The sequence below is a fragment of the Sphingobacterium alkalisoli genome (assembly GCF_005049105.1).
Taxonomy (GTDB): Bacteria; Bacteroidota; Bacteroidia; order Sphingobacteriales; family Sphingobacteriaceae; genus Sphingobacterium; species Sphingobacterium alkalisoli.
In genome coordinates this window covers 157121-184055 of sequence record NZ_SUKA01000002.1, presented here as the reverse complement: position 1 = coordinate 184055, position 26935 = coordinate 157121, and the positions used below count along the sequence as shown (strand labels likewise).

Sequence of the window (26935 nt, the reverse complement as noted above, 5' to 3'; positions counted from 1 at the left end):
CGGATACATGCAATATTGAAGTCAGCTACTTCAGTGCACTTTGTGGCGGGCCCAAATAAGACGGTTTTAATCCACCTAGATCCAACAACAATTTCTGTATCACGATACCATGCTCCAAGGGGCGTATACGAATAGTATATTCACCTGCTTCCTTGAATTCATGATCTGTTTTGCTCGCTATTATACGGTTAGCCTGCCACCTCCCCAGTTCACCTTTATAATGCCCGTTGATATTAACAATCTGCTCCGGTTCGTCGTTGATTGTAATCGCATAACGTAAACCCTTATTGGCATTAAAATTCAAGGTAGGTGATGTCAACACAGTGAGCTGTCCTTTTCCAGACGTTGCGACATCTACTTTGTACTCGACATATACCTGTTCATCCAGTGCTGCAGTTACCGGCATGGTTGTCAGCGCCGATTCAGTCTTTCCTAGATTAGGTATCTCCGTCCATTTCACATCTTTTGAATCATGTGCCTCCGCATAGTTCATCACTTCTATAGATACATAGCCATCATTTTCCACAAAAACTTTTTTCGCTACCTTCACCGCCCCAGAATCTACATAAGTTACGCTTGGTATAATACTATGCGGTGGATTGTTCCAACTTTTATACCCAATCCTCACCTGATCCATCATGTGTTTCCATTTACCATCCGCTATGCTATTGAAATGCTGGGTCAACAACGAATCACGCTGGAAACCTTCTTTCACTTTATCGGCCCAATAGTTTGCTTGAACATCCTTCTTTGAAGCATGATATTCATTTTTAGCTTTTGCATAATATAGATCATACAGATTCGACATACCGTTAATCGGAAACAGCACCAATTGATCAAAAGCGTCCTTATATTGATTCGGGATGATGTTGTATAGGCGCATCGCGTCGATTAGCAAGCTGCGATAATCGGTTACTACCCGTTCAAATTCATCATAATGCTGTAGGCTAAATGTTCTGTGGTCTAAAAGTTCTGGTGTAATACGATGATTATACTTCGAATAGGTATCGATAAGGCGAGCAGCCTCCTTCGCATATTTCTCTCCAAATTGCTGTGCACACCATTCCTCTGTATGCGTCAATAAATTGGAAGGATTAAATTGATTGGGATTCCAAGCCATATCCAAAAAAAATGAAATCGGATATTCCATCGGTTTCAAATCACCGACATTGACGATCCATATTCGATCTACTCCGTGTTGATAGGTTAGGTTCATCTGTTCCCACACCCGCTGCGTCTGAGTTACATTTAACCACTTTGAATTGCGTGGCGCACCTACATAATCAAAATGATAATACATGCCATAACCACCTTTTCTCTTCTTCGCATTCAGCTCTGGTAATTTTCGTACATTTCCCCAGTTGTCATCGCAAAATAGCAAGGTCACATCGTCGGGTACGCGCATCCCGGCATCATAATAATCTTGCACTTCTTTATATAGGGCCCATACTTGAGGTGTTTCCTCCGCCTTTTTGCCGGTTACCTCTTCAATTATCTTTCGTTGATCTTTTACTATTTTCTCCAGCAGTCCTATATTCTGGTCTTCACTCATCGGCTCATCGCCATCTCCTCGCATCGCAAGGGTGATAATGCTTTCCCAATCTTTCGTCCGTTGCATTCCGCCGCGCCAAAATTCCTGCAGTCCTTTTTCGTTCTTACCGTAGTCCCACGCACCTGCATTTCCGTATCGTTTCCATTCCTGTTGTGCACGTGCCATAGGTTCGTGATGCGAAGTACTCATTACAATCCCTATTTCATCTGCCAATTCACCATTACGTGGGTCATCGTCATAAAAAGCATTTCCCCACATTGCGGGCCATAAAAAATTAGCTTTTAGGCGTAGCAAGAGTTCAAATACCTTTTCGTAGAATTGATGATTGTATCCTCCGAAAGTAGCTCGTGCCCAGCCACTAAGTGCCGGTGCCTCGTCATTTAAGAAGATGCCGCGGTATTGCACAGCAGGTTCGCCCTGCGTATAGAAACCAGGTTTCACGTACAGATCAGAATGCTTTTCGACGGGTACATCTGCCCAATAATACCACGGCGAGACCCCAATTTGTGCTGATAATTCGTAGATACCATATATGGTACCCCGTTTATCACTGCCGGCAATGACCAAGGCTGAATCAATTCCAGTCGTTGGGTTGGCAATCGTCTGGATAATAAATTTCTCATTCTTTCCGTGTAACGATTCCTTTTCTATTTTTTTCTCTTTAATAAGCCTATCGATCATGGACGAGTGCCCTACAGTTCCGATAATAATACTATAGCTATATCCATCTTCACTTGGATAATTGTTTGTCACCCGCTTAAAATCTTCTTTGAGGTTGTCTATCGCTCTGATAACACCCTTGTGATCATTCGAGTCATATATAAAAGGGATTGGTATCCCATTCTTTGCCAACGGCAAATAACCCGGAGTTCTAAACGTCTGGACGAAGGACTGGATTTGTTGGCCATGTACGTCAAAGGTCGCACATATAAAAGCAATGCCCCATACCAAACTCTTAAATAGCATCAGCAAAATTTTCATTACGATTTATTACAACAGTTTATAATTCCATACGAATAGCTTAAATACTACATCGTACAAGGGTAAAGGTAGGAAGAGTTGCTTTGGAAAATGTGATACAGATGTTTTAGAAAACAGTAAAAATGTTTACAAATGGCTGTTTTTAGGTAAGATTTTCACCCACAAAAAAAAACCACCTCTAAGGAAGGTGGTTCTCAAGTAGTTTATGTTTCTAGTTTAAATCGAATTTATATCCGACACCTTTTACGGTGGAAACGTAGTTTTCGCCTATTTTTTCACGTAGCTTCCGTATATGTACATCTATTGTTCTATTCGTCACCACGACAGAGTCTTCCCATATCGCCTTCAAAATCTGTTCTCGGGTGAAGACCTTGTTGGGTTTCGATGCCAGTAGATAAAGAAGCTCAAATTCTTTTTTTGCTAAAACAATTTTTCCAGCACCACGGTAAACGACGAACGAATCCCGATCAATGACCAAGTCCATGATTTCAAGTTTATCCGTTTCGTCTTCTACGGACTCTGAGGTATTTCTTCGTAGTATGGCATTAATACGAGACATCAATGCACGTGGCTTAATTGGTTTTGCGATATAATCGTCGGCGCCCACATGGAAACCCGCAATTTCAGAATACTCCTCGCTTCTCGCTGTCAAAAACACCATAAATGTATGTTTGAATTCAGGCAAAGAACGCATAATGCGACATGCCTCGATGCCATCCATTACAGGCATCATAACGTCCAAGATAATCAAATCAGGATTGACTTCTTTAGCCCTTTCGATCGCTAACTTTCCATTAGCAGCCGTATAAACCTGATAACCTTCTCTTTCTAAATTGTAAGATACCAAATCCAAGATGTCTTTCTCGTCATCTACCACAAGTATTTTCTGCTTGACGCTCATATTTGTTTTTTTATTAAAAGTATGTACTTTATGGTAAGATAAAGTTAACAAAATGTTATGAAATTGTTAAGCCTTAAAATAAACTTAATAAATTAATAAAGCGTCTCTAATTTAATGCATTATCTAAAAAAACTTCCAGTTCTTTACCTCGTAAGTTTTTAGCAACTATATTTCCGTTCGCATCAACTAAAACAGATGCCGGGATTGCTTTTATCCGGTAGGTGATCACGAGATCTGAACTCCAAGCCTTCAAATCTGAAATATTTGTCCATATTAGCTTGTCTTCTTCGATGGCTCGTATCCAGGAGCCTGGATTATTATCAAAAGAAACACCCAATACTGTAAATCCCTTATCCTTATACTGATTGTATAAACGTACGATATTTGGATTCTCTTTACGACAGGGTACGCACCATGATGCCCAGAAATCTACCAATGTTAACTTGCCTTTGTAATCAGACAGCTTCACGACTTTATTATCCGGTGTATACGCCTCAAAATCGGGCGCCCGTTGCCCTACGGCGAGTAACTTTAACTTAGCCGCCTCTTCTTTGAATTGGTTTACATATCTATTTTCGGTAAATTGATCGTCTATCTGTTCCGCATACGCAATGATTTCCTGCTCTGCGATCTCGGGATCCAGGGTGCGTATAGCGTAGAATCCTGCTAGGTTTTGATTTTGACGCGCAAAATCGACAACGCTCTTCGTATAGTAACTCAGCTCTTGCTTAAAAGACGCCAGGTATTCCGCGCGCAAATTTTCAATTTCAGTTTCCGATTTTCCGGCGGTAGCTTTGACAAAGGAAGCCTGCAGGGAGTCCTGAATAAACTCTTTTCGACGTTTGACAGGTGCAAATTCCCGTAATTTTAATGACAGTTCAGATCCAACAATATCATATTGTTCTGGGTCTTGAAGATCCGTTACAAATTGCACCTTTTCACCGGGACTCAATATAATAGGATATCTATTTTTCCCTACTTCGACAGACAAAAGTCTCGGTTGCGTCGCTGCCCGTTCAAATTTAAACTTATTCTGGTCGCCTAAGAAGACAGAATCCAATTTACGATCACCTTCATAAAAAGCAACTACCTTCGTATTACCCGGATTATTTATTTGTCCTGAAATGGATATAACATCCTGTTGACCACAACTCCATAATGCGAAGAGTCCTACTAAACCTACCACAAATCTCCTTGCTTTCATCCTTATATGATTAATCCACAAACGTTCTTGCCCGTTGGATAGCTTTATCCAATCCTGATGCATCCTTCCCTCCCGCCGTAGCGAAAAAAGGTTGCCCACCGCCGCCGCCTTGTATATCCTTAGCCAGATCTCTAACAACATTACCCGCGTTCCATCCTTTTTCCTTCGCTAATTCATCCGAGATAACTACAGTCAAACTTGGCTTCCCTTCAAAATTTGCACCCAGCACCAAAAACAAATTACTTATCGCTCCTTTCAAGGCATAGGCTAATGTTTTCACGGCCTCGGCGTTCGGAAGATCCACCACGGTAGATAAAAAACTAACGCCGTTTATATTTTCGAATTTTGCTTCAAGATCATTTTTCAGGGCTAACGACCGCTCTCGTATCGTATGTTCGATCTCTTTTCGCAACGCACTGTTCTCTTCCACGATTTTACCAATAGCCGACACAAAATCTTTGGGGTTATTTAAAAGATCTTTCACATGTTGAAACAGTTCAAAGTGCTCCCTAATTACCGCAGCAGCTTTTGTACCTGTAATTGCTTCGATACGTCTTACTCCGGCTGCTACTGCCGATTCAGAAACAATCTTAAAAAATCCAATCTGCCCTGTCGCTTTCACATGTGTACCCCCGCAAAGTTCTTTAGAAAAGTCGTCCTCAAATGTGATGACGCGTACATAGTCTCCATATTTTTCACCAAATAAAGCGGTAACCCCAGCGTTGACCGCCTGCTGATAAGGTACCTGCCTTTCCTCTTTCAGTACGATATTTTCACGAATCTTGGTATTGACTATATCTTCAACTTGCTTGATTTCCTCCTCGGTGACTTTTGAAAAATGAGAAATATCAAATCGTAAAATATCAGGAGAGACTAAAGACCCTTTTTGGTTTACATGTTCACCCAGCACCTGCTTCAACGCAGCATGCAATAGATGTGTAGCAGAGTGGTTACTCTCCGAATCCAATCTTTTATCCCTATCTACACTTGCCTCAAAAAAACCTTCGAAAGATGCTGGCAATTTATCCACGAAATGGATAATAAGGCCATTTTCTTTTTTCGTATCTGTCACATATATCGTCTCACCTGATTCGGAAACAAGTACTCCTGTATCTCCAACCTGCCCACCGCCTTCGGCATAAAAAGGTGTAACCGATAACACCAATTGATACTGATCTTTCCCTTTCGCGGTGACTTTACGGTATTTGATGATTTCAGTTTTTGCAGTCAGCAGGTCATAGCCAATAAAATCCACATCGGTTTCCTCTCCGACAACAATCCAATCTCCGGCATCAATAACCGTGGCCGCTCGAGACCGGTCCTTTTGTCTGTTTAAGGCTACATGGAATGCGCCCATATCTACCGAGATACCTTTTTCGCGCGCCAGAAGATCTGTTAAATCGATGGGGAATCCATATGTATCGAACAATTCAAATGCAAAATCGCCATCGACTGATATGTGGTCTGCTGCATAGTTTTCAAAACGTTGGATGCCTGTCGTCAATGTACGTAAGAACGAAACTTCTTCCTCTAATATTACTTTCGCTACAAAATCCTGCTGTTGGTAGAGTTCGTCAAATACACCTTTAAATTGGTCTGCTAACAGGGGGACCAACTCGTGAAAGAACGGATTTTTGAAGTTTAAGAAGGTATAGGCATAGCGCACCGCACGACGGAGGATTCTTCGAATAACGTACCCCGCCTTATTATTGGAAGGTAGCTGTCCATCTGCAATAGCGAAGCTCACGGCCCGAATATGATCCGACAGGACCCGCATTGCGATATCGGTTTTTTCGTCTGTACCGTATTTTATATTTGCTTTATCTGCTATATAAGTTATCAATGGCTGAAAAACATCCGTATCGTAATTGGAGGTTTTGCTCTGTATGGCACGCACAAGCCTTTCAAACCCCATACCGGTATCAACATGCTTTGCCGGAAGAGGTTCGAGATTTCCACTTTTCAAGCGATTAAACTGCATGAATACCAAGTTCCATATTTCAATAACCTGCGGATGATCTGCATTAACCAGTTCTTGTCCGCCAATCAATGCCCGCTCTGCATCCGGACGCATATCGTAATGAATTTCGGAACAAGGTCCACAAGGTCCGGTATCACCCATCTCCCAAAAATTATCCTTTTTGTTCCCTAAGAGAATACGATCCTCCCCTATATGTGTGCTCCAAAATTCAAAGGCTTCATGATCACGTTCCAACCCTTCCGAAGCATCACCTTCGAAAATGGTGACGTATAATTTGTGCTTATCCAGTTTATATAATTCTGTAAGCAACTCCCAAGCCCAAGCAATAGCATCCTTTTTAAAATAATCACCGAAGGACCAGTTCCCTAGCATTTCAAACAAGGTATGGTGGTAGGTATCTATCCCCACTTCTTCCAAATCGTTATGTTTTCCGGAAACCCTGAGGCAGCGTTGTGTATCTGTAACACGCGGATATTTAACGGCGGCTTCTCCTAAAAACAAATCCTTAAACTGATTCATTCCCGCGTTGGTAAACATCAGTGTGGGATCATTCTTTACTACAACAGGTGCTGATGGCACAATATGATGGGATTTACTTTTGAAAAAATTCAAATAAGCCTCGCGTATTTCTCTACTGGTCATGAACTGTATCTATTTGATAAACGATGCAAATCTACTTAAAAATGATTGCTCTTCCAACGGAAAATCCACGATCGTACAGGGGTATAAAATGCGGATAAGGTAACGACGATACAACTAAAACGTAACAATAGTCATTTATTAATCATTTATTTTTAGTACATTTATATGGATCATACGTATAGATAAGATTTCATGAAAAACAAGATTTTAGTTCCTACAGATTTTTCCGAGAATGCATTATTCGCTGCACAATATGCCTGCAAACTGGCGCAGAAAAATGCTTCAATTGTCACCTTATATCATTGCTATACGGCCTTATCGTCCAATTTTGATTCAGAAGAGCTGGCGGAGAAATTTGAAGACGATCAGATTTTTAAAGCAGACCTCTTAATTGAAGAATTGGGAAACAACCTTAGGGAGGAGTTCGCTGGCATCGGTATAGAAACACAATGTGAGAGAGGTCTTTTAATAGAAACCCTCCCCGGATATGCAAGACGAGAAAACGTCGGACTTATTATAATGGGTACAACAGGCCGGGGAAGTAATAAATCGTTTGTATGGGGAAGCAATACAAGTCAGATTAGTGCCCAATCCCCTGTTCCCGTAATAGCCATACCCAATAAACATACGAATTTTAAGCTGGAGAAAGCCGCTATTTTAACGAATTTTAAACCGGAAGAATTAGAGACGCTTAAGGACTTCTTAGACGTATTCCAACAGGTCCGACATCTTGAAATCATCCATGTGGTAAAGGATGAAAAAGATATAGACCAACGTAAAGAAAAATTGGCTTCCTGGTTATTTATCATTCAAGAACTAAATGGGATAGAAGAGGTATCAAGCACATTGGAATGTATTGACGAATCGGACAAAGAGTTAGATACCGTTGCAGAAGTGATCAATAACACAATCAATAGAGAAGATTTTGATATGATAGTAGTTACCAAAACACGCAAAAGCTTCTTTGAACGCCTATTTAAAAAGTCGGTTTCAAAAGAGCTTACGCTCAACCTCAGGAAGCCTACATTCTTTGACAACAATTAAAAACTCATTAAGCCATGACAAGTAAAATACTCATTCCCGTCGATTTCTCCGAATATTCCCAAAATGCTATTGAAGTGGGCTGCGAAATTGCTAAACAAACCTATCACGATATAGATTTGGTCCATATTTTCACGGACCACACAAATATCTATAGCAATGCGATTGACACACCAGATTTAATCGACCCTCGGGTTGGTATGGCAAAACGGGATATGCAACATGTGATTTCAAGAATAATAGAAAAGTATCCACAAGTAAACATAAATACCATCTTTAAAGATGGAAACTTATATGAAGAAATCAAAAAGCTAACGCATTCAAATGCGTATGATGCTATTGTTATGGGCACGAAAGGTTCCTCTGGGCTTGATGCGCTATTAATCGGATCCAACATGTATGATGTGTTCCAGAACTCGATGACCCCGGTGTTAGCGATACCTTTAAATTCAAAGAAATTTAAAAAAGATAAAATAGGCTTGCTATGTAATTTCAAAGACGGGGAAATAGATGCATTAAAGCAGGCGATAAAAGTATTTAATACCGATTTCGAATTAATATTGATACACATCAATACCGATAATAGCCCTATGTCTAGCATAGACAAAAAATTCGACTCCTTTATACCTCAAATCATCGAAGAGACCGGCATAGACAATATTTCCTATGTCGTGAAGAATCAATCCTTCTTTATTCAATACAAAGAAAACATCTCATCCGCTATCGATTCGGTCATCTCCGATGAGTTAATAGACATCCTGTTGGTTACAAAAAGCAAAAAGAGTTTCTTACGACAGATTACATCAGAGAATATTGTCAAAAGAATGGCTTATCAAATTAAAATACCGAAATTTTTCGCCAAGTCGTAGCCTACCGAAGAATGCAGATATTGTAGCGTATCGGCTACAGATAACTATTTTTTATGCATTGTTAGCACTAAAAGTTGGCGATGGAATAATTTGGCAGCAGATTTGCCATAGACTTTGTACTAAATTAAATTTTATGGAAATTAAAAGTTTACAAAAAGTATCTATGTTGATTGCTGCGGGTATGATTACCACTGCATCATTCGCCCAAGAAAGAAACAAGACTTCGATTGAAGGCACTTCTCCTCTGGGTTCGACTTCAGAATACAGAACATGGTCTGTAGGGATCAATGCTGGTCTTCTGAATCAATCCAACATCTTTGGTTTTAACCGCGATGGTTTTGATAAATTAAACCACAACTTGGGATACAGCGCGTATATCAAAAAACAAATTTCTCCCTCATTTGGATTAAAAGCACAATATATGGGCGGAAAAGTAGGTGGTGTAAATGAAAATGAAATATCTGCCCTGCCCGGTACAGTTGCCGAATTTGAAACCGAAATGCCATGGTCTGCAGCCTTGTCTGCAGAATGGACCATGGCCAACACCAATTGGCGGTTTTTCAATAGTTTTATCAAACCTTACGTCGCTGTCGGACTAGGTGGACTGAACTTTGAAACCACCACCAAAGATGTAGGCGGCAATGAAACCATGCACGAATCGCAGACAAAATTGTATGTACCCGTAGACGCAGGATTTAAGTTTGCCATCGCAAAAGGCATCAACCTTGATTTAGGATACCAATTAAATTGGGCTAATCAAGATTTTGACGGCAAACCCGGTGGAACGTTTAAAAATGATTTGTTCTCTTACGCGCATGCCGGTTTAGAGATTGCTTTAGGAAACGGAAACAAACCTTACTTAGGCAACAGTAACCCCGTCGCTACCTTGGTGGATGATTATACCAAAAAGTATGATGAGCTGAAATCGGAGCGTGACGCACTGGTCGCTTCCAATAATGAATTAAAATCTCAAATGAACACGTTGAATGACGCGTTAAATGATGATGACGGAGACGGTGTAGCAAATAAATTTGACAAATGCCCCAATACTCCTGCAGGAGTTAAGGTAGATGGCTCAGGTTGCCCACTTCCAGAAATGAAAAATGAAACGAAAGTAATCGAGAAAATTGTCGTTACCGAAGAAGATAAAAAGGTAGTAAATGAAGCGATCAAAAATCTCGAATTTGATCTTGGCAAATCTACGATCCGCTCTACGTCATTTTCCTCTTTGGATCGCGTAGCCACATTATTGATTGAGAAAAACTTCAGTTTGAAATTAGCTGGTCATACAGACAACACGGGCTCTATGCAAACCAACTTACGTTTGTCAAAAGAGCGTGCAGAGGCGATAAGAGCTTATCTAGTTTCTAAAGGAGCTAACGCATCCCGTATAGAAGCTACAGGCTATGGACCAAACCAACCAATTGCTACTAATGCAACAGCGGAAGGCCGTCAACAAAATCGTCGAGTAGAATTCACACTCTATTAATAAAAACGCTATGTCGTGAAAAGGGAGCCCTCGAGCTCCCTTTTTTATTTTAAACCATATTGTTATAGCAATACGATCGTACTACGGAGTTTAGTCTCCATCTTCAATCTCCTTGCGAAGTACGCTGTGTTTTTTTCCGTACAAGAAATAGATAACCACACCGATAATCATCCAAATGGCAAGACGTTCCCAGCTTTCGAGCGGAAGGGAGGCCATCATCAGCACACAAACAATGATACCCAGTACAGGTATTAACGGAACTAACGGTGTTCTAAAAGGACGCTCTGCCAATGGATCTTTTTTCCTAAGCACCAATACGCCGATACATACTAAGGTGAATGCGAGTAGCGTTCCAATACTTACCATATGCCCTAAATCGGACACAGGCACAAAACCGGCGAAAATACTAACGAAAACCATAAATATTAAGTTTGTTTTCCACGGAGTCTGTCTTTTAGATAGATCAGAAAATATTTTTGGCAATAAGCCATCTCTACTCATGGTGTAAAAGACACGACTCTGCCCCAGCAGCATCACCAGAATAACAGAAGTATACCCGGCAATAATCGTAATGATCATAGCCGTGTTCAAAAAATGATAGCCTGTATTCTCAAAGGCAGTAGCAACAGGTTTTGCATCTCCCTTAAAATCTGTGTACGGTGCTAGGCCAGTCATCACGTAAGAAAAAAGTACATATAAGATTGTACATATGATAAGTGATCCTATAATTCCAATGGGCATTCCCTTTTTAGGATCTTTCGCTTCCTGTGCTGCAGTGCTAACCGCGTCGAACCCGATAAATGCGAAGAAAACAACCCCTGCGGCACGTAAAACCCCACTAATTCCATAGTGACCAAAATACCCATCTTTGAAAAAATCAAAGAATCCTATTTCCCCGTTTCTAAGTAAAGTCTCTCCTTCGTTTACAGGGATAAAAGGAGTATGGTTTGCAGGATCTATAAATTGCCAACCCAGCGCGATAAACAACAATACAACTGCAACTTTAAGCACAACTAGAATATTATTTACAAAAGATGATTCCTGCGTGCCGCGCATCAGTAATAAAGACAGCAAACAGACAATTACAATGGCCGGAAGATTTACCATGCCGCCTTCCCATGGGCCAGTTAGTAATTCCGCCGGCAGTTCTAGCCCAAAGATGAGCAACAATTGATTGAAATACTGAGACCAACTTGCCGCTACAGTAGCCGCGGCTAGTGCGTACTCCAGTACCAAATCCCATCCGATAATCCACGCCATGAACTCCCCCATTGTCGCGTAAGAATAGGTATATGCACTTCCTGCTACCGGTATCATAGACGCAAACTCGGCATAACATAGCCCTGCAAATGCGCAACCCACCGCCGCAATAATGAACGAAAGCATCACCGCTGGCCCTGCATGATCCGCTGCGGCTATCCCTGTTAGCGAAAACAACCCTGCTCCGATAATTGCGCCAACCCCTAGAGCGACCAGTCCTCTGCTTGATAGGGTTCGCTTCAACGTGCCTTCGCCACTTTGCTCAGCCTCCGCGACCAATTTAGAAATCGATTTTTTATACCACATAATTAAGATTAATATATTTACAGACTCAAAGCTAAAAAAAAATAAAAAAAACCAATGGCTTATTGAAAATTTAACAATTCTACCAGCAAATAGCCCTCCATGCTATTAATTACAGCTAAGACGTATTGCAGTTACCTTCGGTGTATCCTATTTGTACCACAAGATGTTTTTATAATTATAATATACTGAACACTAGGATTATTCATTTAATGTTTTTATCTTTGCATCGCCTTAGGCAATAGAGCCTATTGTATAATTTATTTCATGAACCCATTTTTAGAACTGGGAATCCGTCATGAGGTTGTTAATGCCATCACAGAGTTAGGTTTTGAAAAACCTTCCGAGATTCAGGAAAAAGCCATTCCTGTTTTATTGACTGGCAACGATGATTTTGTCGGATTAGCCCAAACCGGCACAGGTAAGACAGCGGCATTTGGTCTTCCATTATTAGAGCAATTAGACTTTTCTCAAAAACACCCACAAGCCTTGGTCTTATGTCCAACACGTGAATTGTGTTTGCAAATCGCAAAAGATTTAGAAAAATATGCTAAGTACATCGACAACGTGAATGTTGTGGCTGTATATGGAGGTGCAAATATCAGCGACCAACTACGTCAGATTAGACGTGGTGTGCAGATTGTAGTAGCGACCCCGGGTCGTATGTTGGATATTATCGGTCGTAAGGCGATTGATTTTTCCCAAGTGAATTATGTTGTTTTAGATGAAGCGGACGAAATGTTGAACATGGGTTTCCAAGAAGACATCAACAACATTTTGTCAGAGACTCCTGACACTAAAAAAACATGGTTATTCTCGGCCACCATGCCGACTGAAGTTCGCCGTATAGCTAAAAACTATATGACCGATCCAGTAGAGATGACAGTAGGTACCAAAAACACAGGTAACGCAAACATCGAGCACAACTATTATTTAATTAGAGCAAAAGATAAATACGCCGCCTTTAAACGTATCGTGGATTCTAATCCAGAGATCTTTGGTATCGTATTTTGTCGTACAAAAATTGAAACGCAAGAAATTGCCGAAGCCTTAATTAAAGATGGCTACAATGCAGATTCGCTTCACGGAGATTTATCTCAGCAACAACGTGATAAAGTAATGAAACGTTACCGTGATCGCAGTTTACAATTGTTGATCGCTACAGATGTTGCGGCGCGTGGAATTGATGTTAACAACGTAACACACGTCATTAACTTCTCATTGCCTGATGAAATTGAAAACTATACTCACCGTTCGGGTCGTACAGCCCGCGCTGGTAAGACAGGTATTTCAATCTCTTTAATAAACCTTAAAGAGCAGAGTAAAATCCGTCATCTGGAAAAAGTAATTGGCAAATCATTTGAGCGTAAAGAAGTTCCGCAAGGTTCTGCAGTCGTTGAAAAGCAATTATTAACTATTGTTGATAAAGTTCAAAATGTAGCAATCAACGAAGAACAAATCAATCAATTCTTACCTGCTATCATGGAAGGTTTTGAATCTTTATCTAAAGAAGATATCGTGAAAAGATTTGCTTCTCTTGAGTTCAACCGTTTCTTAGAGTATTATAAAGATGCTCCTGATTTAAATATCGATGCACGCGATACAGGAAGAGGCGATCGTGATTTTGATAGAGGAGAACGCAGAGAACGTGGTGGTTCTAAAGGATTCACACGGTTATTTATGAACTTAGGTTCAGTAGACGAATTCAATCGTGGGGAGATCTTAGGCTTCATCTGTAACACAACGAAAATATCCGGAAAATCAATTGGTAAAATAGATTTAAAAGGCGTTTATACTTTCTTTGAAGTACAAGATGCTGATGTAGATAAAGTAATCCAAGGATTTAAAGGTGTTGATTTCAACGGCAGAAATGTTCGTATAGAAGTATCGGGCGAAGGCGGTTCTTCGGATCGTGGTGGCCGTTCACGTAGTGGTGGCGGTGAACGCAGCGGACGCTCACGCTTTGGTGGTAGCGCCGGAGGCGAACGCCGAAGTGGTGGTGAACGTAAAGAGCGTAGTAGCGGTGGTTTCCGCGACTTCTCTGGCAAACGCCGCGAATCTAAAAGTAAATACTAGTAATTAGCATTACTACTTTAATACTAAAAGCTCCCTCGATAAAGGGAGCTTTTATGCATTACAGACTTTAATATCCGTTTATTATTTCGAAAGAGATTATTAAAATCTTTTACGCAATTGCCTTCTCCTTGACAGGCGCAGGCGTGAGTTTTTTGCCGGATAGTGTCTATTTTTGGTAATATTATTAAATAGCAAGGCTACAAGAAACAGAATTAGTGCTCCCGATAACACTGGATTCAGAACATACCAGTATCCCATCGAAGCAATCTTTGTTCCACCGGTTACAGCTATTAATGCAGTTGCGCCACCAGGTGGATGTAACGTACGGGTCACCTGCATTACGACAATAGATAATGCAACTGATGTAGGAGCAGTTAGCCATAAGATATCGGGCATAATCTGTGCAACCGAAACTCCAATCAGAGCAGAAACGACATGACCACCAATCAAATTACGCGGTTGCGCCAACGGACTTTCTATAGCCCCATATATCAATACACTCGACGCGCCAAAAGATCCTATCAAAAAAACATTCTCAATACTTGGGAGACTCAATGATTGCATAAAAGCGATGATACTTATCCCTATAAATGCACCTACGAAGGACCAAAAGTGCTCTCTGGGATCCACTAAGGTCTCTCTATAGAACACTATGCGATAAACTCGTAATTGCCTTTTGAATTTTTTGGGCGACATTCTTGTACTAATATTCACATTATTTAGTACGTTGACGGATTGCTTCATACATTACAACAGCCGCTGAAACAGATACGTTCAAAGAAGCAATTTCGCCAAACATCGGTATTTTGGCCAGCTTATCCGAAATGCGAATCAAGTCGTCTGAAACGCCTACATCTTCTGCACCCATTATGATACAGGTCGGGCCCGTATAATCAATACCGTAGATGGAATCCTGTGTTTTTTCTGTACTTACGACCAACTGAACCCCCGACTCTATCAAATAGCGTCCTACCTTACCCAAACTGTCTTGTCGACAGACAGGAATTTTATATAACGCTCCCGCAGATGTCTTAATTGCATCTGGATTAATCTCCGCCGAACCTTTCCGTGGCACTATGATCGCGTGTACCCCCGCACATTCCGCAGTACGTGCTATCGCGCCCATATTACGCACATCCGTAACGCCATCCAGCATCAACAAAAAAGGTGTTTCACCTTTCTCATAAATTGTAGGCAGCAAATCTTCTATCTGATGATAAACAATAGGTGAAATGACAGCAATAACACCTTGGTGGTTCTTCCCTGTAATACGGTTCAGCTTTTCGATCGGAACCTGCTGATAGCCTAGATTATGTTCCTTGAGTAAGGATTTCAGCTCTAAAAACAGACTTCCACTTAAGCCACGCTGTACAAATAGGGATTCAATTTCTTTTCCACTATCTATTGCCTCTATAACTGCGCGGATACCAAAAACCATCTGGTTGGTTTCTCTTTTTTCACCCCTGTTGTCTCTAATATGGAAAGCCATGTTACTCCTTATAATAAAAAAATAGCCACCGTATTGTGCTATTGTGGCAAAGATAAGAAAAGAAATTTTGGTTTTAACTTAGTCCTAAGTTAAAGGTTTTACGCAAGGTTTCTAATGCAGGATTCTTTGTGGCCATTACCTGATATTTCTCCTGCGAGGTATACGGCTTTCGAATTTTAGATTGTTCTATTTGAATACCCTCCAGGTCTAACGAAAAATTCCGTAACGCTACCCGAAGATAATTAAGTATATCTATCTTGCCTTCTCTAAGCTGATCCATCTGTACCGCATTTTCTACATCAACTTCGATTAGATTTCCATTCAAACGGGGCTGACTTGTCGTCATAATCGTATAAAGGGTGATACGATTTCCTACTTTTAGATTTTCGGCTAACACGTTCCATTTTTCCAAGAAGCCATTAAACGTGATTTCAAGAAATTCATCTCCTTTTACCAGTTCTTCTTCATCTTCCTCTAAGGCCTTCTCTTCAAAAACCGTATTTAAACTTGGGATAGTCGTTGAGGGCTTATAGCTTCCCCATCCTTTTACCGGTGTGCCCGATTTGACTGCTGTCGACGATGGAACAGAAGGGGCTGGCACATTATTCGCCGTGATCGCGGAACTGGCAACAGTGCTGGGCACGACAGGGGAAGGAATAGTGTTATTGGTGATATTAGGAGCGTTACTTTCAGCAACCTTTACTGATTCAGGGAGTTTTTTTTTTAATTCAGCACTTGATGCTGATATACCGTTTGTGCCTAATTTGATGGCGGAAGACAAATGACAGAGTTTAAGCAAGGTCAATTCCACCTGCAATCGATGATTCTTACTGGTGCGATAGTTTACTTCACATTGATTTGCAATATTCAACGCCGATAACAGTAAACCGGTGTTAATTTTCTGAGATTGGTCCAAATAACGCCTTTTTATATTATCGCTTACTTCGAGTAGCTGAAGGGTTTTTGGATCTTTTGTGACCAATAAATTTCGAAGGTGCGAAGATAATCCGGCAATAAAATGCCCTCCATCAAAACCGCGATTCAAAATATTATCAAAAATCAATAATGTATCAGCTGCATTTTCTTCGGCAACGGCAGCCATCAATTGAAAATAATAATCGTAATCCAAGATATTGAGATTATCGATTACAGCTTGATAAGTAATCTGTTTATTCGAAAAACTAGCAATCTGATCAAACATCGATAACGCATCCCGAAGACCGCCGTCCGCCTTTTGCGCAATAATATGTAACCCATCTTCTTCGTAGCTGATGGATTCTTTTTGCGCAATAGTCGCTAGATGCCCAGCCATATCCTCTACTTTGATTCGATTAAAATCAAAAATTTGACAGCGCGATAATATCGTCGGTAATATTTTATGTTTTTCTGTTGTAGCGAGAATGAAAATTGCATATGCAGGAGGCTCTTCCAAGGTTTTAAGAAAAGCGTTGAAAGCCGCCTGGGAAAGCATGTGCACCTCGTCAATAATATAAATTTTATATTTACCTACCTGGGGTGGGATACGTACTTGCTCTATAAGACTCCGGATATCTTCGACGGAATTGTTCGATGCAGCGTCTAGTTCATGGATACTAAATGAAGCCCCATTTTGAAACGACTTACAGCTTTCGCATGTACCACAGGCTTCAGACGATGCCGATATATTTTCGCAATTTATTGTCTTGGCCAAAATACGCGCGCACGTAGTCTTACCAACACCCCGAGGTCCACAAAACAGAAAGGCTTGAGCCAGTTGATTATTATGAATCGCATTCTTTAGGGTATTCGTCACGTGCTGCTGCCCCACGACAGAATCGAAGGTAACAGGGCGGTATTTACGAGCAGAGACAATGAAATTATCCATTGCTACGAAGATACGGATTTTAGGAAGTAAAAGTAAAAATTAAAAAGTAAAAAATCGGAACCCCGCATTTCAGGATCCCGATTTTCTACGATCAAAAAGAAAAAGATTAATATACCGTTTCTTTTGGTTCGATTGCCTTCCAAACAACGGCAGCAAGTATTGCTCCGGCCACTGGAGCGACGATGAATAGCCACAACTGCGACAATGCCTGTCCTCCAGCCAATAAAGCCGGACCGAATGAGCGAGCTGGATTCACCGAAGTGCCCGTGATAGGAATTGCAACTAGGTGAATTAACAACAAGGTAAAACCAATGGCTAAACCAGCCATTGTGGCATTACCGACCTTAGAAGTCGTTGCTAAAATCACAAACAAGAAAATAAAGGCCAAAACGGCTTCTGTTAGAAAAGCAGCCCCGGTACCATATTCATTTTGATACCCCTCTCCCCATCCATTCGAACCGTATGCCCACTCTCCTGCTGTGAATCCGGCCAATTGCCCACTCAACAAGGTTTGCAAGACAAAAGCACCTAATAATGCTCCAACAAGTTGCGCTACAATGTATATAGCAGCATCTTTCGCGGATATTCGCCCAGCAACGAGAACGCCGATTGTAACGGCGGGATTAATGTGGCATCCCGAGATACCACCAATTGCATAAGCGAATACCACAACGGATAGACCAAAAGCGACAGAAATACCCAGTAATCCTAGCCCGGCTGTACCTGCTAAAGTGGCACCCCCTGCTACTGCAGCGGCCCCACATCCAAACAATACCAAACCAAAAGTTCCAATCAGTTCAGCAATAAATTTTGATGATGTTTTAATTTCCATTACATAGTAAGTTTTATAATACACTTAAAATTAGTAAATTTTAAGCAATCACACTAACAATAGAGTAATTATTTAATCTAAATTATATATTGGGGTCATATTTCTGCGTCTATCCCATTTTAAACGACTATTTTTCATACCATTTTCAACCAATATTCATACTTTTACATAAAAAGACAACAATGCCAAATGAACAAGAACTAAGTGAGTTGGCTGCCCAATTGAGGCAGCCACACGGAGAAAAGGGAATTGAAGTAGCCAGTATGATGAATGAAACCAATAAAAAGATGACCCGCCATGCGATCGATCTGTTAAAAATTGGTCCCCGCGAAAACGTACTGGAGCTTGGCCATGGAAACTGCGGACATCTTTCCTATTTGCTTCATCAGCAAAAAGACAGCACTTATTATGGTCTAGAAATGGCTGAGCTAATGACCGAAGAAGCGCAACGAATTAATCGAGATTTCATCGATTGTGGGCGAGCCTCTTTCCATTTATATGACGGTGTGAATATCCCCTTTTCAACCGATTATTTTGATAAAATTTTCACGGTAAATACGATTTATTTTTGGACAGAACCTACCGCATTGTTTGTCGAGCTGTATCGGGTTACCAAACCGAACGGCATCGTTAACATTACGTTTGCGCAGCGAGATTTTATGGAAAAACTTCCCTTCACCCCCTTTGGGTTTGAACTATACGACACGAACAAAGTGACCAGTTTAGCTGAACAAAGTGCCTTTAAAATTAGCGATGTGCAGTCGTTGCATGAACAGATCAAAAGCAAAACGGGAGACTTGGTAACAAGGGAATTTACTACAGTTACACTTTCTAAATAGCAAGTACCAACGTTTGTTTAAAAGATCTATGTTGGCCATTAAGCTAAAATTCAATTTTATAACTGATGTTAGGGATTAACAGCCGATCGTATTTTGTATCTACTGTCTTTGTTTTTAGGTTGTAAAAATCCATTACGTATTCTTCGGTACCGGTAGCATTAAGTATCTGAAGGGACCATAATGATGAATATTTACTTCTGTTGAGCCGGTATGAAAGTGTTAACGAAAGTAAAGGAAGATCCCTACGCTTTTTGCTAAAAGCGATATTTTCTTCCGTCTCACGATACACTACCTCTTTGCGTTGCAGGGAAGCTTCCCTATCGATAGGTTCTATACGGTCTCCTCCTAAATAATTCAGCCGGATGTTCGCGCTGAAAATATTATTTTCGCGAAGTCGCCACTCTTTTCCCCCTAAGATATTAAAAACAAAATTCCTATTGTACAGCGTATTTCTTTTAATGCCATCTGCCCCAGTATAGTTAGAATCGAAAAGAGAAGCGGTAAACATACCGTAGTAGCCTTTGCTTAGGTGTTTTTCCAGCGTAAAATCAACACCGATATTCCTCCCCTTCCCTTCGCTTACAAGCGCCTGGTTAAAGAAAAGATTATTGCTATTGTTCAATGTTGAAATATAGCCCTTTGAAGATACAGGCACACTACTTAGATATTGGTAATAGGGTTCGATGTTTAGACGTAGGTTATCGGCGATCTTCACTTGGTATGAAAATACATAATGCGCAGATTTGGCAAAATCAAGACTCGTATTGGGATAGCTGCCTTGTACAGATGCAAAATAAACAGACAGTTGCTCCATTCTACTGTGGAGACCATAGGCAAATCCAAGGTTCTGTTTGTCGTTGATGTGGTATTTCACACCCAATCGAGGCTCGACAGAAAGAGCGTTATTAAGTAGCAGATATTGCATATTGACACCTGCATTGAGCACCAAGCGTGGTGTTAAATTAAACTTCGACTGAGAGAACACTTGCATAAATCCGGTATTACCTGTTTGATTTGTAATTGGGATAGGCGGTTCACCGCTTGCAAGCGACTGCCCTACATCTAGAGAAAAGTAGTTCTGGCTATAACGTATTCCTGTTTTATTAGCGTGTTGTTTATGAAAGTTTGTGGTAATTTCGCTTTGTAAAGTAATAGTGCTCGTATTGTTTCTTGCTTTCGATTGCGGATGTGCCTGCATCATATAATCCAGCCAATCTTCAGAAAAATCCAATCCGCTGCCTGTGACAGAAGCTATTGTTTTAAGGAATGCATTACCAGGTAACATCGTTTTATGAGACAATGCCAATGCATACATATACATGGCAGTTTTTGAATTGGTCCGCTGAGAATCCGACTCCCACTCAGCACTGTCAATAGCGTTATTCTTTACGCCATCCAGGACACCTATTCCCCAAATGGTAAATTGGCCAAGTTTTTTTGTTGGAAAATCGGTTTTGAAGGAGAGATCCTGATATTTCAAAATACCAGCATCGCTAGGTAAAAGTGGGGCAAGTAAAGCCATTGTCGAATTACGGTAATTGATAATATATGTGCCATCTGCATTTTTTCGAAGTGGCCCCTGCGTCATTGCTTCAACCCCCAATACCCCAGCTTTAAATGCAGATTGGCATTTGTAGCGGTTACCTTCCAGCAGTTTTATATCAAATACACCCGACACAGCATTACCATATTCTGCAGGAAATGCCCCCGTAAAGAAATCGCTATTGCCCATCATTTGGCTGCTAATGGCCGAAAGCATGCCCCCTCCGGCTATGGAAAGGTTTGCAAAGTGGTTAGGGTTTGGTACTTCGACTCCTTCAATCCGCCACAAGAGCCCGTCAGGATTATTGCCGCGTACCGAAATTCCATTGTCACTGATGGATGGATTGGCCACCCCTGCAAACGATGCTGCCAATCGTGCCGGATCGTCCATACCCCCTGCATACCGCTGCGTTTCTTCTACAGTAAATGGGCGGCTGCTTAGCGTAGCCATACTATTTAAAGGTGTGAATTTACTAACCCGAACCACCACTTCATCAAGCTGATTATTGCTGGGCTGCATTCCAACCTTCAAATCAACAACCTGCCCTGAGCCTACCAATAGTTCTTCAATTACATATGTATCGTATCCAGTTATTGAAAATGAAAGGGTTTGACGTCCTAATTTTATCTTTTCTAAGTGGAAACGCCCGTATGTATCCGTTACCGTTACGACTGAAGGGTTTGTATTTTTTAAAATGACGGTTACCGACGGCAGCGGATTATTGGTTATCGCATCATACACTTTTCCACTGATACTTGTGGTGATCTCCTGTGCAAACAATCTGGTTATAGTTCCAAAAGAAAGCATCAAAAAAACAACCAAACTAACCCAAAAACGGATATCTAGTCGCTTATTGAAAAACCGGGCTTCTATTCTACAAAGAAGAGATGTGATAATGTTGGTGTTCGCTTTAAAATTATTGATGTTCATGATTTCTGTATTCTGAAATATTTATAGCGCAAATATTCTACAGAAATCTAAGTACATCGCCCTAACGTGAAAGACTAGACGTTTAAAAGTATACCCCTATAGGACAGGACATGTTAGTCACTCGTTATCAATACATTGAAGGGTTTTATTTTAAAAAGAAATTTTGCTAAATATCGCCCTAATCCTTCCGTTTAGCTAAATATTGGGAAGGTGTTTCGGATTTAAGCTTCTTAAAAACCGAGTTGAACGCTGATTTTGAGTTAAAACCTGAGTCAAGGGCATGAGCGAGAAGGCTAAAATTAGTATTAGAGTTCGCCCTTCTTATAAACTCTTCCACCCGGTATTTATTAACAAAGTCATAAAAGTTTACTTGTTCATATTGGTTGATTAATTGTGACATATTGTTGGGCGACATTTCTAAGCGATGCGATAGTTCACTTAAAGTAAGTTTTGGATTGATATAAGGTTTTTCATTTTCCATCACGCGCAATAGCTCTCTGTGTTTGATGACGGCAATATCTTCTTTTAGTCCTGATTTTTTATACCCACTTTCCGCATTCACTAGTTCATGTCCGCTTTTTAGGTTGTTTGAAAACAGGTCTTGCTGGCGAATCCCCGAATATCCAATAAAAACAACAAACCCAACAATGATCGAATAAAATAAAATATCGGCATTAAAAGGAAAGCTAAATCCAAGTCCTTCACGGAATATGGAAACCAGTGCTGCCATTATAAAAACAAATGCAATTGCTAAAATTGAATACCGAAGCCAGCTGAGACTAATGCGGTTTTCATATGAAAAATTATCCAAAAGCAGATTTTTTCGCTGATGCAATTTTCTGTACGAGATGATGGAGTAAACCAAGCCGGAAACAATAAAACCAACAAGTAAAATAGTAGAAAATACACTATAATCATCAACAAGCCCTTTATCTACCGCTACCTTTTCATATGCTGAATAGGAAAAATAAAATGGCAACATATACAAATACGATAAGACTGCAGGTACAAAATGCAGGTAATCAAGAGATTTCAATTGATGGCTGTTCTGTGTCGAATAAACAAGGTAAAGGTATAAAAATGGCCCATACAAGAGTGGAATCGGCGTTGTAATCCCAATTAAGTGTGGATAACGTTCCCAATATCCTTCGAGATTCAAAAAATACCCCGTTAGATGAATGCCGATAGTAGCTAGCCACAACGATAAGATATTGTCAGTAAGCACCTTGTTCTTTTTGGAGAACAAAAGAATACCCAGAAAAAAAGACAATATAATCCCGATGTTTAAAATTACTGACATTGTTTCCTATATATTTTTTAGAAGAGGTGTACCTCCTATCTCTTACCTAAGCCAGCAATAACTGGCGATCTCAGCGGATAAAATTACGGAAATTTTCTATTTTATCGTTGTCAGTACATTTACCAAATTACCTTACTTTTTAAGATATAGTAAGCAACACGGAGCCCATCATGAGTTAATTGAAATGCACTACAAGGTTTATCATTCTAAATAAAGGCTGGAATATCTGTTCGATCGAAGCTCAACTATGTTTCGTCCAAGGTACCATGCGTCTGCACTTTTATTCAATGGGATTATAATTGCATCTAAGCAAATTTATCTAAGTTTGTGAAAGGTTAATAAATAGATGAAAATGAAAACAAAAACAGAATTGTTACTTGAACTTTGGTTAGAAGCCCGAACACGATTTTCCAACCAGTTAGACAATCTCACTACAGAAGATTTAAAAAAGAAATTGGGTAATTCGCCTAATTCGGTAGGGTTTTTAATTCGTCATATTGGAGAAGTAGAGCTATTATTTGCCAAAAACGTTTTTGGCGATAGCACGGTTAAAGTAACCGCTAAGACCGTTATCGAAAAAAGAGACTCAGGCGAATGGTTAGATTTAGTTGCTTTGAAAAACTACGTTTCTGAATCGCTTGAAAAACTCAAAGGTATTGTCAAAATACAAACAGACAGTGATTGGGAAGCCATAATTACAACCAAAGAATTTGGCACCAAGACCAAAGCAGAAGCTTTCGGACGGATTATTTCCCACACCGCCTATCACGCAGGACAATTGGCGATCGTGAACAAATACGGAATAATTTAAACATATTTTGGGGAGTCAATGATCCAGACCAAGCAGCACCTTCTTAAAATTTAGTGTTATATTGTATAAACAAAGTTTGGCATATGGGATACCTACCAAAATACGCCATATGTAATATCTACCTAATTGAACGAATGATCAGTATGCATCCCTTAACATATCCGCGAACTCATTTGGTAGAGGACTCGCTTCAATCGCTGCTATAGCAGTCCGAAGGTCGTAGTCAAACCTGATAAACTCTACCTTGATGGATTCAGGTTTTACTAACGTAGTTTGCGATGATAGTTCTAAAATAACATAGCCTCCCTGTGGATTGCCATCTTTTGGCTTTCCGACCGACCCCGTATTGATAATATGAACACAATGCTGATCTTCCAATTTTATGATACGATGATAGGGCTTATGCGAGTGCGCTACGCATAGTATCGACGCGCCGGCCTCCTGCATCATTTGGAGCACCTCTGACTCGGGCGTATCAGACAGTACATATTCGTCATTACGTCGCGGACTACCATGAACCATCAGTAAATTAATTTGCTCTTTGATCGAGCGATATTCAAGTCTGATATGAGCCGGTAGATCGCGAAGATAGCTTGCGTTCTCGTCATTGATAAGGTTATATGCGTAATTTTTTTCAGACGGTTCCTTTTCTCCCCTCGCTTTTATTTTTTCCACTTTTGCATCATGGTTTCCTGAGATTACAGGTATCCGTCTTGCGCGGATAAGTTCGATCACTTCATTGGGCCATACGTGGTATCCAACAAGATCACCGAGGCAATATATAGCGTCGACTTTTCTATCGTCAAGATCTGCAAACATGGCGTTAAGTGCTGGCAGGTTCGCATGTATATCTGAAAAAAGTACTATTTTCATTTACAATAGTTGTATGTTTACTTTACGGCCTCGGTGCCACTATAATATTTCCTTCTAAACCAAAAGGCGACATTGACCAAAGCAATCAATGCAGGCACCTCAACAAGGGGGCCAATTACTCCGGCAAAGGCTTGTCCGGAATTAATACCGAATACACCAATAGCAACGGCGATAGCCAGTTCAAAATTGTTGCCTGTGGCCGTGAAGGCGATAGCGGCGTTTTTTGAATAGTCGGCTCCAAAACGCTTTCCTATAAAAAAGCTAAAGATGAACATCAGTGCGAAATAGATCACCAATGGGATAGCGATCCGCACCACGTCCATCGGGATCTGAACAATTAGTTCACCCTTCAAGCTAAACATGATAACGATGGTAAAAAGTAGTGCAATTAAGGTAAAAGGAGAAATAATGGGAACAAACTTTTCGTTAAACCAACGCTCACCCTTCAGCCCAATCAACGAATAGCGTGTGATAAGGCCCATCGCAAAAGGTATCCCTAAATAAATGCCAACACTCTTGGCTATCTCACCAATGGTAATATTTACTTCTGCACCTTCGATACCAAATAATGGAGGCAGCACCGTAATAAAAATATAGGCGAACACGCTGTAAAAAAGAACCTGAAATATACTATTCAGTGCTATTAAACCGGCGGCATATTCCCGATTACCCTCTGCAAGCTCGTTCCAAACCACTACCATCGCGATACAGCGGGCTAAACCGATCAGGATTAATCCCACCATATACTCCGGGTAATCCCTCAAAAACGTAATAGCTAAGAAAAACATCAGTAATGGCCCTATAACCCAGTTAAGTATCAAAGAAACGCTTAATACCTTCACGTCCTTAAAGACTTTTCCTAGATTTTCATATTTCACTTTGGCCAACGGAGGATACATCATCAAGATCAAGCCGATAGCCAATGGAATATTGGTCGTACCACTACTATAGGAATTAATAAAAGTAGCCGAAGAAGGCACAAAATGCCCCATACCAACACCGAAAGCCATCGCTAAAAAGATCCAAAGGGTAAGATAGCGATCTAGAAATCCTAGTTTTTTGCGCTCGGATGCTGGCGCACATTTATTTGTAGACATAGTAGTTGATTTAATCTATTATATTGCAATTTAACGATGATTTAGTTTAAAATTTTTATTTACAATCTTTCGCCACCTGGTATGCATTTAAGAAATGGCCTAGCTGTTTACAAAGCAACTGCCAATTTTCGGGTTGGATACAATAACACACACTTACCCCTTCGACTGTTCCTTGGATAAGGCCTGCGTTTTTCAACTCTTTTAAATGCTGCGAAATGGTAGCTTGGGCAAGACCGAGTTCACTCACCAGATCGCTATTAATACAAGATTCGGACGACATAATTTCCTGTAAGATGGCGATACGTGCAGGATGCGCCATCGCTTTTAACAGCACTGCAAGTTTATTCTGCTCTTCTGAAAATATATCTGTTCTTGTTACGCCCATTTTTTGCTTCCCTTTAACATCGCAATACTACGATAAATAAATTATAAATACAAGGCATATTGTACATAATATGTAAAGGAAATTAGAACGGAGAAAACGTATGGAAAATATCAGCAATAATACCGACAAGATGACGAACAAGGTGCCCGGCTTATCAGTGCGAATGACAACAGAGGAAACTCTTGACGCACTGTATAGCTATAATGGAGAGCTATCGACAAGAGTACCTCGATCCGCTGTATAACAAGTGTAAACGTCTGAGACACATGTTGCGTCTGTGCCCTTTTCAGACCGAATCGGTGTCAATCTTGATGCACCAAGACAACAACTTGGTGCATCAAGTTTAGATGAGGGCCGCAAGAGTTTCAAACTTGATGCATAAAGATTCAGCCCGGCTGCGTCCAAACTGAAACTTGATGAACCAAGTTTCAGACATGCGTGCAAAAGTTGCAAACTTCATGCATCAAGTTTCGAAGAGGATGCACCAAAAACCAAACTTTCCCCATCAAGTTTTCATCCGGTTAATGCCCGATCGAAACCTGATGCCATAAGATTCAAACTTCCCCCATCCTCCGTCATACTTGTGTATGCCTCCTTCACACTTGATGGATCAAAAATGGCCAACTGTGCCCCCTCCGGGTTAATCCACTAGTCTCATAGAGGCCAATTCGGG

The 26935-nt window shown here is 40.6% G+C and carries 22 protein-coding genes; 8 read left to right on the top strand and 14 right to left on the bottom strand.

What is annotated here, in order from left to right; translation table 11 throughout:
- Positions 1 to 25: 25 nt before the first annotated feature.
- The 4 genes from FAZ19_RS06490 to alaS form a co-directional block, all read right to left on the bottom strand.
- Positions 26 to 2518 carry a glycosyl hydrolase 115 family protein gene (locus tag FAZ19_RS06490; RefSeq protein ID WP_136819916.1) on the bottom strand — a complete coding sequence of 831 codons (2493 nt, stop codon included), beginning with the start codon at positions 2516 to 2518 and terminating at the stop codon, positions 26 to 28.
- A 226-nt stretch (positions 2519 to 2744) separates the two neighbouring features.
- Positions 2745 to 3434 carry a response regulator transcription factor gene (locus tag FAZ19_RS06485; protein WP_136819915.1) on the bottom strand — a complete coding sequence of 230 codons (690 nt, stop codon included), beginning with the start codon at positions 3432 to 3434 and terminating at the stop codon, positions 2745 to 2747.
- Between the two features lie 106 nt (positions 3435 to 3540).
- On the bottom strand, positions 3541 to 4638 hold the full coding sequence (locus FAZ19_RS06480) for a TlpA family protein disulfide reductase (RefSeq protein WP_136819914.1): 1098 nt from the start codon (positions 4636 to 4638) through the stop codon (positions 3541 to 3543).
- Positions 4639 to 4648: 10 nt separating this feature from the next.
- The gene (alaS, locus tag FAZ19_RS06475) at positions 4649 to 7261 is read right to left on the bottom strand and encodes an alanine--tRNA ligase (RefSeq protein WP_136819913.1); all 2613 of its coding nucleotides are present in this window, start codon (positions 7259 to 7261) and stop codon (positions 4649 to 4651) included.
- Between the two features lie 192 nt (positions 7262 to 7453).
- Between alaS and FAZ19_RS06470 the strand changes: the two genes are divergently transcribed.
- From FAZ19_RS06470 to FAZ19_RS06460, 3 genes are all read left to right on the top strand, one after another.
- Complete coding sequence (locus FAZ19_RS06470; RefSeq protein WP_136819912.1) at positions 7454 to 8305, top strand: universal stress protein; 852 nt, start codon at positions 7454 to 7456, stop codon at positions 8303 to 8305.
- Positions 8306 to 8319: 14 nt separating this feature from the next.
- Positions 8320 to 9171 carry a universal stress protein gene (locus FAZ19_RS06465; protein ID WP_136819911.1) on the top strand — a complete coding sequence of 284 codons (852 nt, stop codon included), beginning with the start codon at positions 8320 to 8322 and terminating at the stop codon, positions 9169 to 9171.
- Positions 9172 to 9304: 133 nt separating this feature from the next.
- Positions 9305 to 10660 carry an OmpA family protein gene (locus FAZ19_RS06460; protein ID WP_136819910.1) on the top strand — a complete coding sequence of 452 codons (1356 nt, stop codon included), beginning with the start codon at positions 9305 to 9307 and terminating at the stop codon, positions 10658 to 10660.
- Positions 10661 to 10750: 90 nt separating this feature from the next.
- Here the strand turns inward: FAZ19_RS06460 and FAZ19_RS06455 are convergent, their stop codons facing one another.
- A complete protein-coding gene (locus tag FAZ19_RS06455; RefSeq protein ID WP_136819909.1) occupies positions 10751 to 12226 on the bottom strand; it encodes an amino acid permease in 1476 nt (491 codons plus the stop codon).
- A gap of 264 nt (positions 12227 to 12490) precedes the next feature.
- On the opposite strand from FAZ19_RS06455, the gene FAZ19_RS06450 reads away from it, so the two are divergent.
- Positions 12491 to 14299, top strand: a complete 1809-nt coding sequence (locus tag FAZ19_RS06450) for a DEAD/DEAH box helicase (protein ID WP_136819908.1) — start codon at positions 12491 to 12493, stop codon at positions 14297 to 14299.
- 99 nt (positions 14300 to 14398) lie between these two features.
- Here the strand turns inward: FAZ19_RS06450 and FAZ19_RS06445 are convergent, their stop codons facing one another.
- The 4 genes from FAZ19_RS06445 to FAZ19_RS06430 form a co-directional block, all read right to left on the bottom strand.
- A complete protein-coding gene (locus tag FAZ19_RS06445) occupies positions 14399 to 14995 on the bottom strand; it encodes an HPP family protein (protein ID WP_136819907.1) in 597 nt (198 codons plus the stop codon).
- A gap of 19 nt (positions 14996 to 15014) precedes the next feature.
- Complete coding sequence (gene rlmB / locus FAZ19_RS06440) at positions 15015 to 15788, bottom strand: 23S rRNA (guanosine(2251)-2'-O)-methyltransferase RlmB (protein WP_136819906.1); 774 nt, start codon at positions 15786 to 15788, stop codon at positions 15015 to 15017.
- 73 nt (positions 15789 to 15861) lie between these two features.
- Positions 15862 to 17652 carry a DNA polymerase III subunit gamma/tau gene (locus FAZ19_RS06435; RefSeq protein WP_136819905.1) on the bottom strand — a complete coding sequence of 597 codons (1791 nt, stop codon included), beginning with the start codon at positions 17650 to 17652 and terminating at the stop codon, positions 15862 to 15864.
- A gap of 106 nt (positions 17653 to 17758) precedes the next feature.
- Positions 17759 to 18484 (bottom strand): MIP family channel protein, encoded by a 726-nt coding sequence (locus tag FAZ19_RS06430; RefSeq protein ID WP_136819904.1) that lies wholly within the window; start codon positions 18482 to 18484, stop codon positions 17759 to 17761.
- Between the two features lie 182 nt (positions 18485 to 18666).
- Between FAZ19_RS06430 and FAZ19_RS06425 the strand changes: the two genes are divergently transcribed.
- A complete protein-coding gene (locus FAZ19_RS06425; RefSeq protein WP_136819903.1) occupies positions 18667 to 19323 on the top strand; it encodes a class I SAM-dependent methyltransferase in 657 nt (218 codons plus the stop codon).
- Between the two features lie 43 nt (positions 19324 to 19366).
- Here FAZ19_RS06425 and FAZ19_RS06420 read toward each other — a convergent pair whose 3' ends face one another.
- Complete coding sequence (locus tag FAZ19_RS06420; RefSeq protein WP_136819902.1) at positions 19367 to 21796, bottom strand: TonB-dependent receptor; 2430 nt, start codon at positions 21794 to 21796, stop codon at positions 19367 to 19369.
- A 178-nt stretch (positions 21797 to 21974) separates the two neighbouring features.
- The gene (locus FAZ19_RS06415; protein ID WP_169305585.1) at positions 21975 to 22778 is read right to left on the bottom strand and encodes a helix-turn-helix domain-containing protein; all 804 of its coding nucleotides are present in this window, start codon (positions 22776 to 22778) and stop codon (positions 21975 to 21977) included.
- Here FAZ19_RS06415 and FAZ19_RS23810 point away from each other — a divergent pair.
- Together FAZ19_RS23810 and FAZ19_RS06410 are read left to right on the top strand one after the other, a co-directional pair.
- Positions 22769 to 22909 carry a hypothetical protein gene (locus tag FAZ19_RS23810; RefSeq protein ID WP_169305584.1) on the top strand — a complete coding sequence of 47 codons (141 nt, stop codon included), beginning with the start codon at positions 22769 to 22771 and terminating at the stop codon, positions 22907 to 22909. The two genes, FAZ19_RS06415 and FAZ19_RS23810, sit on opposite strands and share 10 nt — an antisense overlap.
- Positions 22910 to 23448: 539 nt before the next feature.
- Complete coding sequence (locus FAZ19_RS06410; protein WP_136819900.1) at positions 23449 to 23907, top strand: DinB family protein; 459 nt, start codon at positions 23449 to 23451, stop codon at positions 23905 to 23907.
- A gap of 138 nt (positions 23908 to 24045) precedes the next feature.
- Here the strand turns inward: FAZ19_RS06410 and FAZ19_RS06405 are convergent, their stop codons facing one another.
- From FAZ19_RS06405 to FAZ19_RS06395, 3 genes are read right to left on the bottom strand one after another with little or no spacing between them, the layout of a single operon-like run.
- Positions 24046 to 24780, bottom strand: a complete 735-nt coding sequence (locus FAZ19_RS06405) for a metallophosphoesterase family protein (RefSeq protein ID WP_136819899.1) — start codon at positions 24778 to 24780, stop codon at positions 24046 to 24048.
- 17 nt (positions 24781 to 24797) lie between these two features.
- Entirely contained in the window at positions 24798 to 25877 is a 1080-nt protein-coding gene (gene arsB, locus FAZ19_RS06400) for an ACR3 family arsenite efflux transporter (protein ID WP_136819898.1), read from the bottom strand.
- Between the two features lie 55 nt (positions 25878 to 25932).
- Positions 25933 to 26262 carry an ArsR/SmtB family transcription factor gene (locus FAZ19_RS06395; RefSeq protein ID WP_136819897.1) on the bottom strand — a complete coding sequence of 110 codons (330 nt, stop codon included), beginning with the start codon at positions 26260 to 26262 and terminating at the stop codon, positions 25933 to 25935.
- A 100-nt stretch (positions 26263 to 26362) separates the two neighbouring features.
- Here FAZ19_RS06395 and FAZ19_RS23805 point away from each other — a divergent pair, with 100 nt between their 5' ends.
- The gene (locus tag FAZ19_RS23805; protein ID WP_169305583.1) at positions 26363 to 26506 is read left to right on the top strand and encodes a hypothetical protein; all 144 of its coding nucleotides are present in this window, start codon (positions 26363 to 26365) and stop codon (positions 26504 to 26506) included.
- Positions 26507 to 26935: the final 429 nt, after the last annotated feature.